Annotated in this window: 9 protein-coding genes and 2 pseudogenes; 1 reads left to right on the top strand and 10 read right to left on the bottom strand. The window is 46.9% G+C overall.

The features are described 5' to 3' along the window. Positions 1-63 precede the first annotated feature (63 nt). On the top strand, positions 64-852 hold the full coding sequence (locus tag DMB88_RS04735) for a formate/nitrite transporter family protein (protein WP_128100408.1): 789 nt from the start codon (positions 64-66) through the stop codon (positions 850-852). Between the two features lie 240 nt (positions 853-1,092). Here the strand turns inward: DMB88_RS04735 and DMB88_RS04730 are convergent, their stop codons facing one another. The 10 genes and pseudogenes from DMB88_RS04730 to DMB88_RS30790 all read right to left on the bottom strand — a co-directional run bounded on the left by DMB88_RS04730 (position 1,093) and on the right by DMB88_RS30790 (position 16,728). Continuing rightward, entirely contained in the window at positions 1,093-1,533 is a 441-nt protein-coding gene (locus DMB88_RS04730; protein ID WP_128100407.1) for an acetyltransferase, read from the bottom strand. An 89-nt stretch (positions 1,534-1,622) separates the two neighbouring features. Further along, the gene (locus DMB88_RS30800; protein WP_254438456.1) at positions 1,623-1,874 is read right to left on the bottom strand and encodes a glycoside hydrolase family 30 beta sandwich domain-containing protein; all 252 of its coding nucleotides are present in this window, start codon (positions 1,872-1,874) and stop codon (positions 1,623-1,625) included. A gap of 50 nt (positions 1,875-1,924) precedes the next feature. Beyond that, positions 1,925-2,853: pseudogene (locus DMB88_RS04725) on the bottom strand (hypothetical protein). A gap of 95 nt (positions 2,854-2,948) precedes the next feature. Beyond that, positions 2,949-3,167, bottom strand: a complete 219-nt coding sequence (locus DMB88_RS04720) for a hypothetical protein (protein ID WP_128100406.1) — start codon at positions 3,165-3,167, stop codon at positions 2,949-2,951. A 122-nt stretch (positions 3,168-3,289) separates the two neighbouring features. Then, positions 3,290-5,995 carry a beta-glucosidase gene (locus tag DMB88_RS04715; protein WP_128100405.1) on the bottom strand — a complete coding sequence of 902 codons (2,706 nt, stop codon included), beginning with the start codon at positions 5,993-5,995 and terminating at the stop codon, positions 3,290-3,292. Positions 5,996-6,607: 612 nt separating this feature from the next. After that, a complete protein-coding gene (locus tag DMB88_RS04710; protein WP_128100404.1) occupies positions 6,608-11,581 on the bottom strand; it encodes a DUF4132 domain-containing protein in 4,974 nt (1,657 codons plus the stop codon). Between the two features lie 25 nt (positions 11,582-11,606). After that, entirely contained in the window at positions 11,607-12,026 is a 420-nt protein-coding gene (locus DMB88_RS04705) for a hypothetical protein (protein WP_128100403.1), read from the bottom strand. A 279-nt stretch (positions 12,027-12,305) separates the two neighbouring features. After that, positions 12,306-14,434: pseudogene (locus DMB88_RS04700) on the bottom strand (molybdopterin oxidoreductase family protein). 36 nt (positions 14,435-14,470) lie between these two features. Further along, positions 14,471-15,562 carry a (2Fe-2S)-binding protein gene (locus DMB88_RS30795; RefSeq protein ID WP_254438455.1) on the bottom strand — a complete coding sequence of 364 codons (1,092 nt, stop codon included), beginning with the start codon at positions 15,560-15,562 and terminating at the stop codon, positions 14,471-14,473. Positions 15,563-15,567: 5 nt separating this feature from the next. Further along, a complete protein-coding gene (locus DMB88_RS30790; RefSeq protein WP_254438454.1) occupies positions 15,568-16,728 on the bottom strand; it encodes an FAD-dependent oxidoreductase in 1,161 nt (386 codons plus the stop codon). Positions 16,729-16,783: the final 55 nt, after the last annotated feature.

The following is a 16,783-nucleotide window of genomic DNA, read 5'->3' as shown; positions in this document are numbered from 1 at the left end:
GAAAGAACTTGGCGAGATTGGTAAGTTTATGAATTCACACAACTTAGTCACTGGAGGATGATTATGGAAACGGAAGGTTTGCGGAATGTTGAGAGTTTAGCCTTGAAGAAACACAAGATTTTCAAACAAAGCGTAATGCGCTATATCGCACGCTCGATGCTGGCGAGTATGTTCATCGGGTTTGGGGTAATCGTTGCATTTAAGACAGGGAACTTCTTCTATATGGAACAATCCCCGTTTACATACCCCATGGCGGCAATAACGTTTGGAGCAGCCATCATCCTGATTGCCTACGGTGGCGGTGACCTGTTTACAGGCAATACGTTCTATTATACGTATGCTGCACTACGCAAGAAGCTGCGCTGGCTTGAAGTGGTGAAGCTATGGATTGCAAGCTACAGCGGGAACCTCATGGGTGCTGCAGTATTTGCCCTATTAATCTATCTCACCGGTTTGTTTGATTCAGCTCAAGTTAATGGCTTCCTGCTTAGTGTGGTTGAACATAAAATGGAAGCTCCTACGATGCAACTGTTTTTCCGAGGAATTCTATGTAACTGGCTGGTATGTCTAGCATTCTTCGTTCCAATGTTCATGAAAGAAAACGGCGCCAAAATGTTCGCCATGATGCTCTTTGTCTTCTGTTTCTTCATCTCGGGCTATGAACATAGCATAGCTAACATGTGTACCTTTGCGATTGCTCTGGTGCTGAATCATCCGGGGACTATTTCGTTTGGAGGCGTACTCCACAATCTGGTTCCAGTCACACTGGGCAATCTGGTCGGCGGTGTATTCTTAATGGGCTTTATGTATTACACCGTGAACAAACCATTCTTAGATGAGGAAACTCACTAACACACTGACCTAAACTGCGAAATAGATTGCTTCCTCAAGTCAGCAGACAAGCATCCAAGGACGTGTACAATTATTAAGCACTGGAATTAAAAAAACAGCAAAAAACCATCTCACTCACGATTTGAGATGGTTTTTAGTTTCTCGCGTTTTTATATTATTCACTTACACGCCCGATCCAACTTCAGAATGTCTTTACCCTCATAGATTACTTACTCTTTCTCGGTCAATGTGCCGGCTTGTTTATGAAATCTCCAGATGCAGCAGCGGGAACGGATTGCCGGATCCATCAAGTTCAGAGCGACCGATCTGTACAAATCCCATTTTTTCATAAAATTGCGCTGCTCCAGCATTCTGTTCATTCACATCCACCTTGAGATGGTGCCCTTTGAGTTTGATGGTATGCTTGATCAGCAGACGCCCTACTCCCTGTCCATGCTGACTTGGATCGACGAATAACATCTCAATAGAATTATTGTCTAAACCGATAAAGCCGACAGGTTGTTGCTCCCTATCTAGCACTTCCCATACCTCAACTTGCCGTTGCTCTAGTATTTCACCTACCATGTCTCGATAGAACTGAATGTGATGCTCTTCCAAAAACGTATGCGTTGCTCGAACAGCGCTCTCCCAGATCCGAACCAACTGCTCATGATCTTGTTCACGATATGAAACGATAAGCATCTTGAATGCACCCCATTACGAAAGAAACTGTTGAACTGACTATTATTGTAACATGCCGAGCCTACAACCAGTACCTGAGTACACGAATCTTAAGGCAACCTTCCACTGGCGTTTATCGGTTTCCAGCGGAAGGTTACGGCTGACTTTGCAGGCAAGCTGTAGTGAAATTCCTTTCCATTTATCACCACTTTGAACGAGGCATCTTCTTCTCCCGTAGTAGCTGCAACCAGTACCATCGTTCCATCCGGATTGCGAAAAGCAACATTCTCCAGCTTGCCTTTCTCCTGATTGGAATCTACTCTTACCGCTCCAGGGCGTACAAACTTACTGATATGCGCCAATGCATAGTACTCCACATTTCGATCTACCTTTCTACTCTCTGGATCAATGGTTATGACCCGCGACAGTTCTCACAACCGCCATTGGTTGGTCCACCTTGTGGATCTAATGCGATGTTCCAGAGCAACACACTTTGTGCCCAGTTTCGCGGTGCACCAATCATAATGTTGGACATTTGCCAGCTCAGATTTTCGCCAAAATCAGGGCTCCACGCTCCTCCACTACATTCCGTGAAATAAATAGACTTGTCCGGAAAACGATCATGTACCTCCGACATGGCAGAAGGATCACCGGCGTAACAATGAAAAGCCGAGCCATCAATATAGGTGGCAGCCTGTTTATCCCTAGAACCTGATCGGTATATTCTACACCTTCATCCCAATTGTGATCATACGCAATGATTCTGGTGTCTAGCCCTGCCTTTCGTAGCGCCGGGCCGAGGTAATCACGTATAAAACCTGCCTGTTCTTCAGCACCCATACTCATACTGGGATAATTCGGAGAAGTGAATCCCGGTTCATTCTGGAGCGTAACCCCATAGATGGGCAGTCCTTTGTCTTGGTAGGCTTGAATATATCTCACAAAATATTGTGCGTAAACTTCATATACCTGCGGATCTTCATAATTCAAATACCAACCGTGTAAGGTTTTCTCGCCATATTTCATCCATGCTGGTGCTGTCCATGGTGTGCCCATGATTTTCATATGTGGCTTCAATCCGATCACCTGTTGCAGCATACCTACAACCTCCTGATCCTGATCAATCGAGAAATGTTCCATTGCGTAATCTGTTCCTGATTCCACATCATCATAGGTATAGCTTGCAGGTGCACCAGACGCATCCACCGAATAATCGGAAGCTCCGATGGTATGTCTGACCATATCCATATTTAGTCCCTCGGAGGTAAACAGATCATGAAGCAACTGTTCCCGCTTTTCTTGTGGGAGTTGGTTCATGAGATGTGCGGACGATCCTGTCATGGCTGCCCCAAACCCATCCATCGTTTGATAGGTCTTCTCGGGATTAATCGTGATTGTGGCTTCTAGTGGGGATGAGCTAGTTCTTTCACTTTGAACTAACGGAATCGACTGCTGCGGGCGAGCAAGTGTTGCTGATCCCCTGTAGTCAACCACGCTTCCACCTCGGATTGCGTCTGATCTACAGGGGGTGGAACGGGTTCTTCTCTGAGGTTACGTAATACAAACCATACCAGCAATAATATAATGCATGTGGCGAATACGATAATAAGATTTATCCCGCCTCCCAGCCTGTTCCGCGGAAGCACTCTTCTCATCTTTTTCACACTCCTTATCCTGTCTACTCGGAATTCTCCAATCGTATTGCAGTCAGGATTGTAAGATCTTATTGTAGAAAAAGCCGCGGCCCTAAGGCCACGACTGATATTTCTGTTACCTGTTATTTACCGGAAGGACTTCCGATATTCACACTGCCTGTCAGACGGACATCATCCGAAGCGCTACCGACATAGATAGATACTTTACCCTTAGGCATAATCCATTCATTCGACTTCTCATCCCAATAAGACAAGGCACTACGATCCAGCTTAATGTTTACACGCTGCTGTTTACCTGCTTTGAGATCTACCTTAGCCCAACCAGCAAGCTGTTTGTCTGGTGTCTCTACTTTTGTTGGCAGATTGCCTACATATACTTGAACCACTTCGGCACCCGAACGTTTGCCTGTATTGCGCAGGTTGAGAGACACTTCTACCTTTGCGTTATCTCCCTTGCCATTGCTCTTCACATGCAGATTGCGGTAATCAAAGCTTGTATATGACAGACCATGACCAAACGCAAATGCGGGTGTCAGTCCCTGCTTTTCATATCCTTTGTACCCTACAAAGATTCCCTCCGAATAGTTTCCTACTCCATTTACACCAGGGAACTGCGCTGCAGTTGATACTGGCGTTTGTTGGTCATCTGCTGGGAACGTTACAGGTAGCTTACCTGAAGGATTCACATCCCCGAACAATACCCTAGCAACAGCATTTCCTTGTTCCTGACCAGCATACCAAGCTTGTACAATGGATGGCACTTCTTTTTGCCAAGAATCCATCTCGACAGCTCGCCCACTCATCTGTACTACAATTGTCTTCGGATTGGCTGCCGCAACCTTGCGGATCAACTGCTCCTGGTTGTTAGGCAGTTCTAGATCGGAACGGTCTACATAACCTTCACTGTCATACGTACGTGTTACAACAACCGCCACGTCTGACTTTTTAGCCAGTTCAACAGCTTTTTGCATCTTGGCATCCACTGCATCATCTGGTGCTTCCCAGCCAAAACGAACCTGCGCTCCCATATCATGATTCGACTGTACCGGGAAATCCGTGCGATATTCAATGCGAATATTATGGGACTCTCCTTCTTGCAAAGTGATGCCTTTCTTCGTTGTGCTTAGAGTAGCACCCTGGTTATCCACAAGAAGCTGATCATCCACATACAATTTTGCAGAGCCTAAGCTCGTTAGAGATAGCTGATATTCACCCGTCTTCGGTGCTGTAATTGCACCTGTCCAACGAGCAGACATTTTGCTGTTAAACTTGGTCGGTGTCACTGGAAGTTTAGAAGACTGTGCATTGAAGCCTTCATAGTTGTAAAACCCAAGATTCATGTTGACCTGATTGTCTGTGCGAACAAGTTCAGGGTCACCTTCCATGTCTTTATTCGTCCAGTATTCTGCATGCAGGCCGAATTCTGCTTGATCTGTCCCGTAGTTCTGCTCACTCTTCTGAGCATTAGCTGGAGACAAGATGGCAGACGGTACCGCAGATGGACCGTTAAATGCATCCCCTGCCGAAACAGGGTCTGTTCCCGCTGCATACTTCACATCAACGCCTTTTCCAGCACGTTTGCGAATGCCTTCCAATGGACTCACGGTATACGTTGGGTTAACCAAACTACTTCCGCCTCCAGCTGCAGATGCTGTATCTGCATCCGGACCGATTACAGCAATGGAGTTAAGCTTGTTATCGGAGAGTGGCAGCATATTATCATTATTTTGCAGTAGAACCATACTCTCTTCTGCAAACTGACGAGCTTTTGCCCCATCTGCCTTCGCATTGATTCTTGTATTCGTTACAGGCTTATCGAACAGCCCTTTATCAAACATTTGAAGCAGAATACGTCTAACCTTTTCATCAATGGTTTGTTCGCTGACCTCACCTTTGTTCACGGCCTCCAGCAGCTTACTTCCCCATTTACCGTACGGCTCACCTGGTGTTTCCAGATCAAGTCCAGCATTAGCGGATTCTACCGTACTGAAGTTGGCACCATAATCACTCATCACGAAGCCTTTGAAGCCAATCTGATCCTTCAGTATGTTCGTCAGCAGCTCTTGGTTCTCACAAGCATATGTACCATTCACCTGGTTAAATGAACACATGGCTGATCCTAGATCTGCTTGTTCTACCACAGCCTTGAACGGTCGTGCATACACCTCTTGTATCGCACGCTCGCTTGCTGTTGCATTGGTGGTAAAGCGCTCCGTCTCCTGATTGTTCAGAAGGTAATGTTTCGCTGTCGCGATCACAGGATTGCTCTGAATTCCGTTCACATACGCTGCTCCCATACCAGAAGCGAGCAACGGATCCTCACCCAGTGATTCAAAGTTACGGGATCCCCACGGTGTACGTGCAATATCCAGTCCAGGGCCAAGCACTACATTATGTGTAGTATCATGAGCTTCTTGTCCGATCAGATCACCGTATTTCTTAGCTAGATCTGTATCCCAAGATGCTGCCAGAGCAATCGGCGCAGGCAATGCCGTGGACTTTTTGTCCTGAACATCCGGGTTTGCCACCCGCACACCTTCTGGCCCATCAGCCATCTGTAGTGCAGGAATACCCAGACGCTCCAGACCATCATTATAGAAACCATAATAGTTATTCACTTTACCTGTCACAAAACCAACCTTCTCTTCCAGCGTCATCGCTTGAAGTAGCAGTTCGGTACGTTCTTCCGCAGTCAAGGATGGGTTCATCCATGGGCGATCTGCCCCAGATTCTGCGGCGAAGGCGTGCAACGGCATAGCCGCAACCGCCACGATGATTAACACCATAAACCATCGTTTGAGGAAAATTAGATTGAGTCTTCTGTTCATGTTGCGCTCTCCTTCTCTCTTGATCATTTGTCTTGTCTACACGCTTGAATACATGTATACAAGGGAATGCAGACTGGGGTGTGCCCAGCTCTTCAAGCATTCAGGTAAGCCTTGCATCTTACGTTGAGCAACCATCGCTTACAAGCCAGCGAGCGATTTCGCTTTCTTACGATAGCTGACCCACGACGAGATTGCATCCCCTTAAATATGGAAATCGGCTGGATAAACGACTACTAGTTCTTATGAATCACATGATTTCAAATGCATTTAACAGCATAAGAAAACGAATTAATTACATTTCCGTAACAATTTTTGTACAAAAAATTCACTTTTAAAAACAGTCTTATAGGCCCACTTGCATCCTCCTAGTTTATACAATTAATTATCAATATCAGGAAGGAGTTGTGGTGACCCTGGGTCCAAAGTCATTTTGAAACCGGATACACCACATAGACTTCATAAATAAGAACATAGAGAAGTAGCCGAAGTCCCCTTTAACAGGTACTCCGGCTATGGATTTTTATACTACGTCTGTCTATATAGAGGCAACTAAATATTTTACACGAGAACGGAGAGCACAGTAACACTCTTCGTTTTATCTATAATATCATTCTAATTCTGCAATTGGGCAAGAATCTGAGGATCCTTGATTTTCTTATCTTCGGCCAGCAGCATAATCTTGGATAGAATCTCCGCAGTTCTTGGATCTTCATCCAAGAAAGGCAAGAAGATACGTCCACGGTGCTGACTATGCACTGGTACAATGTGAAGCGCTCCTGTCGCTTGTTTGAACGCATTACCGCTACCTAGGTGAACAGCATACTCTCCCAGCTCACCATCAATGCGCGCATAATTCCCGTCCAAACGAACATTGTCTATTTTCAGCAAACGCAGAGATTCATTGACGATTACATGACGCATCTCAATTGTTGTCAAGCTTGCTTCTGGATCTACTCCGCCCACGTGTGCAACACTCACAACCAGATCAATATCACGCATAATCTCAGAGAAGAAGATCGGTGGCACATCTTGTAATGCTACAGGCTTATACGTCTTGCGATCATAGAATTGAACCGTCTCCAGCGTAGGTGACTCCGTATCAGCCGGGGAGAACCAGTCTGCCATCGCATACAGATTAGCAATTAGGTTATGCTCATAACTCACCTTCTGTAGACCTTCTTCATAGCTTACCGTCCACTGGCGTCCTTTGAGCAGAGCCACAGTCTTTTGGGTTTGAATCTGATATCCAGCATAGCGCCGGGATAGAGTACCATTCGCCAGTTCATCCTCATTAGGCAGATACAACTCTCGGAATACCTGCTTGAATGGCTGCCGCTCCTGACGGGTGAATAGATCACGTTGGAACGTACTCCATTGACCACTGTTGTACAGATGTAACGCATGTGCAATCAACAGCTCATCTTGATCTGTCAGCGGGTGAGTAGAACCTTCCTGATCCACGCTAATCAGGCCACCTGTCGATGCATCGAACCGACCTACATATTCACCATTCTTGAATATAAGGTTGCTCACCAAAGGTCGAAGAATTGGATTCTGGAACAGACTCGTAATCTCTTCACGGGTAAAAGCAGTCTCTGATGTCATGGATCGCTCAAGCTCCTGTCTAGCTCTGCGATACTGCTGCACCAGGTCTGATTTTAACTCCTTCAATTCAGTGATATATCCATCCTTCTTAAACCTTGCAGGTACAGACTTGAGTGTCTTCCCTTTACTGATCAAGACGAGATCAGGCTGTCCTTCCTCATCAATAACCAATTGTGCTGTCGTTGTCTCATCCAGTTCATGGGGCTCAAAATAAGACTTCATCTCATCCAGCTTGCGTGCTTCCATATCCCAGATCAGACGTGTGATATCGGCGTAGCCTGCATTTCGAGCCAGATTACCCAACGCAATCTGGGATGCAGCCCCCTCGCTAGCCCGTCGCTGTGCTCCAAATTGTTTACTCTGCATTAGAAACTTCTGAATGAAGTCATACCGTTCCCGTAGGTCTTGCTCCCGTTCCTCAGCAAGTGGAATCAGACTGTATGTCAACAAATGATCCTTGTTACGCTTATCTTCAACAGACTTCCGCATATCCTCAAGGCGTAATTTCCCTAGAGCAGCATCTGCGAACAATTGTGATCTGCGATGATTGGCTCCGCCTGATATATACTTGGCACAATCATATAACAGGTTGAAACGTTCCTCACCCACTGCCGCGTACGCTTCCTCAAACCAAGCAATATCAAACGCACCATCATTGAACTCTTGTGGTGAGATTGGAGAATAATGCGCCACAATCGTTTCTTTTTCTGCCGTAAAGCTCTCGTTAATGTGGGCATGGAAGTACCATGCTGCGCTACGCAGCCCTTCCCAGCCTAGATATTTCGCCACAATTTCCATCCACTGCGGTGCGTACATCGCTGCCTCAAGTAATTTCTTCTCCTTAATTGGATACCGTTCAAGCAGCTCACGCAGAAGTTCCTCATTCTCACCAGCTCTTGGATGACATTTCTGAATCAGATAGCTGAATGTTTCTTTACGTGTTGTGTTATTCCCGTAACCATAAATATAACCACGAACGAAGGTGTCCTGATCCATTGCGGAGACAAGATGCACCCAGTGCTCCATGCCTTCAATTCGATCAAGCTTCATCGCTAGTGTGCTAACTTCTGTAGATAGCTCACCCCGCGTTAATTCAATCTCTACAATACGGTTAACAACGGTATCCCGTATATGAACCAGTGCTGGATCATCCGCAACACCCTCGGTACGGCTATACGTTAAATCTCGGATAAAGCCATGGCGATCTGCACCCGTCAACAACTGTTGATAAATCTCCTGATCGTCAATTAACTCAAGTTTGTAAGCACGTAAGAAGTCTTCCAGCGATAACAAGTTTAACGGATGTGTATCTTTGACCAGGTGCTTCAATTGATAGGCTGTCTGGAAATAACGCTTGAAGCTATTGTCATCATGGATTCTACCACGTACGAGATAATTCCATGGACCAGTTAAGATATGGAGCATACCCGTTTCCTTCTCCAGCTGTTCCTCCGGCATACTCGCTATAATGAATGCCCACGCCTTCTCAGCTATCTCGAACGTATCCGCCTTGTTGCTATCCTCAAAAGCAGCTGTAACAATCGCTTCCACTTGCTCGGAATACGTCAATTTCTTAAACAGTTCCTTCAATTCTTTTAAATAAGCTAAAGGGTAGATCTGCTCTGCAAACTCCTTGCGCCAACCCTCCAGCAACGGAATCTTCCGCAGCTCATCATATTCATATGCCTGACTGTAATAGCTGTAATGGTCGTCCAAATTTTTATTCAAATCGTGGAACCGCATGCTGAAAACGAGTTGTAGCAATTCCTGGTGATCTAGTCCGTTATGCTGAATGAAATTCCCCCACACCTCATGTAACGGGAATTGCTCCATTAAAGGCATTTCATTACGTTGTGTATAAGGAACCGTCGCGCGCAGGTTAGCACCAACCAGAAGTGTTTCTTTGTAGCCTGCGTAATACTCCACTTCATATTCCACATCTCTATGCTCATGCACCAACGCATCAAGCGCACCAAGGAATTGTTCAGCCTTTTCCAAGGAAAGGGTGAACATCTCCTTCACATTAAAGCTCCCAAAATCACGCTGCTCCTCAAGCAAAGGCTGCTCCCGTGAAGGGTCGAACAAACCAAATCCATTCGCAGCGGTATACTGACTATTCTGCTCGTTCAGCTTATCCAGCAATTTCTGCTCCTTGGCTGACGGCGCTGTAATTAGCTCTGCTAATGGCTGTAATTGGTTTTGTTGTGATGTTCGCTCCGGATCGGATGCAATCTCTGTCAACAATTCAAGCGCACCTAGCCGCTGCAATTCACCTTTGGCAGTCAGAAGCCGTTTCAACGCACTCTCAAGCTCATCTACAGGTTGAAGCAGCAGCACCTGTATAACCTTCTGGCGTAGTGAACCAGTCTTCAATTTGAGCAAAGCCTCCAGTTGCTTCATTTCGTCTGTCGTCAAGGTAAGCTTCTTCAGCTTCACTAGCGCACTTTCACGGTTCGTCATACTTTTATCCGATAAGCTATCGAGAATAAACTGGCGTTGAACCTCCTGATTCGGATCTTGTAAAAATAAAGTTAGAAGCTCCCCTCTCAGATCGGGGCTGAGCTTGTCTTTTAACACAACCACTTCACTAATCCATTCCGAGTCCATATCGTACGCTGTTAGATAGAGCATTTTCTTCACAACATCATCCACATCAATGCGATAATGAACAAAATCAAGAACGCCTGAAGGCCCTCCTGCTCCTGCCTGAGGAATGAATTCTAACATCTGCTTGAATATGTCAAAATCCCGTCGCCGTACAGCTTTATCTGAAAATACAGGAAGTGGCCAGACATGCACCCTACGCTGTTGGTCTCCATCGTCAAAACGACCCCAATCATAGGTGTACATCGCATCGTAATTTTGAACAATCCAGTGCATGAGTTCCGTGTCATGTCCGCCAAGATACTGACGCGCCAGAATCAATCGAAGCTCTCGGTTCTGGCTGTTCGCAAGCACATATTGAGCCACAATTTGTTGATATAGTTGGCCTTGATCCATGATCTGGATCACCTTAGCTCCCAGTTCATTCTCTTCAATTACTGCGGTAGCCCAGAGACTAATAAACAGCTTATTCGCGTTATCCTCCAGTTGCCATGCTGCGCGTACTTCAGAATCAACAAGAGCCTCGTAAGCCTGCGTTATGAGTTGGGTCGCAACGCGCTGATTCGCCGCCTCAATACCAATACCTGTCCAGACAGCAAGTGCACGCACCACCGAGCTGAACCGGATCAGATTGTTGTCGATGATAATTTTTAATATGTATATATAAGCCTCAATCGTACCTTCATCCATACGCTCAACGATACTCTGCCGCAGTCCCTCCTGCAGTCTTGCAGCAACCAGTAGTTCACCCACCATCTGATACGCTTCGGCCTGGTTACTCAGTACAATGCCTTTGATCATCTCGCCGCTTAACAGTGCGTTCTGGTTGTCTCCATAGATGATGTCATGTAATGCCTGCTTCATCTCGCCGTTATCATGATCCAGCTCATAAGCAATACAATCGGGGAGCACCCATCGGATTTCGTATTGGTAATCGAACTTGTATTCACGAAGTGACACATACTCGGTCAGAGAGAATGAGCGAATCTCCATACGGAACAGCCCAACTAGCTTGCGTAATACTTGACCCATATGCAGTACAGGATCAGCTGTACGGAACGGTCTGCGTTCATAGTTATTGCTGTATGGATACTTCGGTGCTTGCTCCGCAATATAACGGAACCGTGCATATAGTTGCTCACTTGCCACATGATCCAGTATGTCTAGAATAGGCTGGAACAATGGACGACCAGTGTCTGCCGCCAGTTGTAGTAATGTATGTCGCATATTTAAATAGAGTTTTTCGTCTTCACGCAAATAACCCAACCCAGCCAGTTCTACAACATAAGTTGCTAGTTCATGCTGTTCTTCTGGCAAAGATGCTGCCTTTTCCCGTAACCCATTCAGATATACCTGTTCCTGCTCTTGCTGATTCATGCAATTCTCCTCCTTTAGATACGTCCTACCACAAACGACCTGCTAGCATGGTAAAGCGGATAAAGACCAGTTCATCACCCTCACGCAGCGTTAACGGTTCATCCAACTGATGTACTTCTTCTTCATTAACAAACACTTTATATAAACCATCTTCATGTGCTAACACGGCCGTTTCAATCGCCTGCTGCAATTCAGGAACACCTTCATGATTAATCGCCCCAAAGCCCACTTTCCCCGCGGCTCTCTGGGATTCAATCTCTTCAGGCATGAGGTATGCGAGCCATTCTACTTGGCTTTTCTTATCCTCAAGCGCCTGTATTTGCAGCGTAACCATATTGCTAATAAGTTGTCTCAGCGTGCCCGTTGTTTCCGGAAGTTCGGTAGCTTGTTTGGCGAGAGCAGGCTTTCGTTTGCCCAGACTCTTGACTGTGACCCATACATTCACTCCACCTCCCCCTTCCTATCTATTAAATATATCCATTATCTCATTGATCTGTCCTTGAGTGCCAATTACGGAACTAGATTACGAGTCTACTTTATCAAAAGCAAAATAATACGTACATATGTGCCCCTATTTAGTATGATAACCAAATCTTTCTTCACATACATGAGTCATTTCTCATGTTTTATATGAAACCTATGAACTACCTCACAATCATAGCAAAAATAAAGAAGGTCCCCTCTTTACGAGGAAACCTCCACTTCATTTACACAAAAGTGTATATCATACCAAACGCAAAGGACGGATCGTTACGGCAGCCGTCTTGAAGCCAGGCATACGACAATACGGATCCAGCTCAGGTCTTGTAGCTCTGTTCACATTCTGAATGCCGCCCCAGTGCATCGGTACAAACAACGTATCTTCACGGATATGCTCCTTCACCCTGCTTCGTACCGAGAAACTGCCATACACGGATTGAACCTCCACCCATTCACCATCCCGAATACGATGACGGGCAGCCGTAGCCGGATGAAGCTCAACAAAGTTCTCCAGCTCGCGAGCTTCAAGCGTCGGGCTTCGATGCGTCTGTACGCCGGTAAGATAATGCGGAAGCACACGTCCATTCGTAAGAATTAGAGGAAATTCTCGGGATACTTCATCCCAACCCGGACTCGCTTCAGCGGTAAAGGAAGCTCTGCCGTCCGCGTGAGCAAAGCGTTCAGCAAATACTAATCCTTCGCCTGTGGTCTCCAGTGACGGACAAGGCCAGTAGATTCCTTTTTCGTGACGTAGACGTTCATACGTGATTCCATAATAATCAGCAATTCCTCCCCGGCTGGCTTCTCGCAGTTCATTGAAGATTTCCTCGGCAGACTGGAATTGAAAATACGAAGCCTTGCCCATCTCCACAGCGATGCGACATAAGATGTCCCAATCATGAAGCGCCTCACCCGGTGCTGGTATGCCTTGCTCACGAAGAAGAACACGGCCTTCCAGATTCGTTAAGGTTCCTTCATTCTCCAAATACGCCGTAACGGGTAGCACCACATCAGCCATCCGCGCTGTATCGGAGAGAAACATATCTGCCACGACTAGAAAATCCAGCTTACGCAGACCTTCTTCCACCAAGCGTACATTCGGATTGGATACAACTGGGTTCGACCCCATGACGAATAGACCACGAATCTTCTGATCATGAACCAGTTCCATCATTTCATAGGCAGAGACCCCTTTTCCCGGCAAACTCACTGGGTCTACGCCCCACACGGATGCAACATAGGCACGATCTTGTTCATTCTCGATTGAACGATAACCTGGTAATTGATCGGCTTTCTGACCATGCTCGCGACCCCCTGACCGTTACCCTGACCAGTGATTGCGCCATAACCACAGCCGGGTTTACCAATATTGCCTGTCGCCAGCACCAGATTAAGAAAATGCCGAACCGCCATATGTCCATCGGTCTGTTGTTCAACCCCACGGGCAGTCATAACCATTGCGGTATCCGCCTGACCATAAGCAAGTGCAGCCTGACGAATCTGTTCAAGTTGAATCCCACACTTGGCGGCGGCCTGCTCCATATCCATCTCCGCCAGTTCCTGCTGTAACTGTTCAAATCCGTGAGTTCGATCCCCTATAAAATGATGATCTACATCGCCTGCATCTATAATTAGTTTCATCATGATATCTGCCAACAACGCATCCATTCCCGGTTTAATCTGTAAATGGAGGTCGGCGATCGCTGCAGTTGCAGTCTTGCGTGGATCAATCACGATAATAAATGCCCCATTCTCTTTTGCCTCATTAAAGTAAGGAAGGAGTGTAGGCTGACATTCGGCAATATTGGTACCGGCCAGCACAATACAACGTGCGAGCGGAATGTCCGATAAACGAAACGTTAGTCCCCGATCCATGCCAAACACCTTACTGCCAGCCGAAGCCGCTGCCGACATACAGAACCGTCCGTTATAGTCGATGTACTTCGTTCCTAAACCAATCCTTGCGAATTTGCCGAGCAAATAAGCCGTCTCATTGGTAAGAGAGCCCCCACCATACACGCCAAGTGTGTCTGCTCCATAACTCTCTTGCAGATGGCTGAACCGTTCCGATATGAACTGGGTTACCTCGCTCCATGAGCTGGTTACAAGCTCACCGTTCCGACGGATTAGTGGATGCAACAAACGTTCTTTGCTAAGTGCGTGTTGATGTGCATTCATGCCTTTGACGCACAGCCGTCCTTGTGAAGCTTTATTCGGAACCCCTTCGACGATGTATTCCGCTCGACGTTCACCTGTAACCGACCTAGCAACTTCACGCACCGTCATCTTACATTGCACACTGCAATAGGGACACTGCGTTTCCTGTACCTGGAGCATTGAAGCTGTCTTCTCCGCATTCATAGATGGTGTCATCCTCATCCCGCCATTCCACTAAAATGATAGTTCACATCATTTCTGACCTTGCACAGCCGTCCTTCCATCTGATAAAACTACGTCCCGAGCATATGATGCACTCGCCATCTCGGCGTTCTTTCTGTTCACCAGCTCGCCCTGCAACTGATAATCCAGCAGCGTCTCTCGAATCGACATGAATCCTAGCCTCTCCGACCACGCCCACATCGGTTCGTCAAACCGTGCTGTCTGGCGATACCACTGGAGACACGCCGAGCCCAGTCTCACCGCATCCTCCACCGATTCCGCAAGCCCCAACAACCCACCTTGCTTTACCGGATGCTCTGCATGCCCGCCAACATATACCTCCCAACCAGCCGGAGAAGCTTGCAGACCTAGATCTTGAACAACAGGACTAAGAGGTGACCCCATCCTTGCAGCTACTGCAATCCTAACTGGAGCAGGCATCGCCATACCTCTCCATGCCAGGCGAAGTCGATCCGTCAAGAGTCCACTCGCATCAGACCCCGAAAGAGCATCATACATAATGTCATCACTGTACACCGTAGTTCCATGAGCTTGCTCTGCCCCGTAAACACCCCATTCAGGTTTAAAGTCCATGCCCGTAGCTCCGCGTGTTAGTACTTGTGCATAATAACGAAGTACTGGTTCGCAAACCTCACATCCCGATGCTGTTTCCCAGCTCAGTTTTTGCAGCAATGCATTCTTCTCTGACTCCCAATCGGTTGCACGTTGAGTATCCAATATTAACCCAACTGAAGAAAATTGCTCACGGTACATCTCTTCCATCGCGCTCTTGAGTCCATCATGTCCCAGTGTTGTACAACCACATACCGCTAGCTCCGCCTGAGCCTCTTGGGTATCCACAGCAGTACTCGCACCTTTACCGTTCTTCTGGAGATTATGTGTGTGCTTCACCAGAGCTACGACCATCGGACGACATCCACCACATGAGCCTGATGCTTTCGTTCGCTCCTTAACCTGATCGGCATTCTGTAACCCATGCTCTTGAATTGCCTGCATAATCGCCGATTTGCTAACATTGTTGCAAGCACATACCGTGTCTTGTGCAGGTAATGCTACAGCCGCTTTTTCCGCCGGATCAGGTTCTCCATCACGTGGTCGCAACTCAGCTACGTCAGCCCCCGTTGAACAAGACTGAGTAATCCCGTTCCTTCCGTCGTATCCCCGAACAAAATAGCGCCTCGAACCTTGCCTGCTTGCATAAGCACCTTCTTATAGGTTCCCTGAACACCATCCAGCATCTGCACGGCTGTCTGCATGCCTTCACCGCTAATGTCACCTGCGGAGAAGACATCCACACCGGATACTTTCAGTTGTGAATACGGGATTGAGCCTGCATACGCTCCTGTTTCCTGCTGGCATAACGTACGAGCTAGAACCTTCCCTTGTTCAAATAATGGAGCCACAAGTCCATAACTGATCCCCCGATGCTCCGCACATTCACCCACCGCGTATACATCTTGAACACTGGTACGCATAAAGTCATCAACAACAATGGCACGATTGGTATATATTCCACTCCGTCTAGCTAATTCAACATTAGGGCGAATACCTACAGCCACGATCACCACATCCGCGTCTAGCCTCGAACCATCCGTAAAAGCCAGACCTTGAGCCTGCGATCTGCCCACAATTTTCTGCGTATTCTTCGATAGAAGGAACTTCATTCCTTGACTCTCCAGTTCCCGCTGTAACATATCCGCGGCTTGAGCATCCAATTGACGGTTCATAATAAACGGTGCGTTATGAACAACAACCGCATCCATGCCAAGATGCAGAAGCCCTCGAGCAGCCTCTAGTCCAAGCAAGCCACCACCAATAACAGCGGCCTTGCCGTATTGTTTCGAGTATTGAGCCATACGCGTACAGTCATCCACTGTTCGAAATGACATCACTCTCTCTTTATCTACACCTGGAATCGGTGGAATGAATGGAGATGAACCTGTTGCTAGGATCAGGATGTCATAAGATTCCGTCATTCCAGATGCCGTCTCTACATCTTTCGTCTGCGTGTTGATTCTAGTAACCGTCTCGCCTGTATGAAGCCGGATCCCATGCTGTTCATACCAACTCCAATCGTTAAGTATGATATCCTGCACCGTATGCTCACCTTGCAGAACTTTGGACAGCATAATCCGGTTATAGTTAGGCCTTGGCTCATTACCATAAATCACAATGTCATACGTATCCGGAGCAATGGCGATGATCTCCTCGATACACTTCACGCCAGCCATACCATTTCCGATGACCACCAGCTTCTTTTTATCCATGAGCTACCCCCTACTCGTTCACACGCTGATAAAAAAACAGAAAAATCCCTTCTCC

The organism is Paenibacillus sp. DCT19 (assembly GCF_003268635.1).
Taxonomy (GTDB): Bacteria; Bacillota; Bacilli; order Paenibacillales; family Paenibacillaceae; genus Paenibacillus.
Note: the sequence above shows the minus strand (reverse complement) of the source record. Positions and strands in the feature narration are given on the sequence as shown.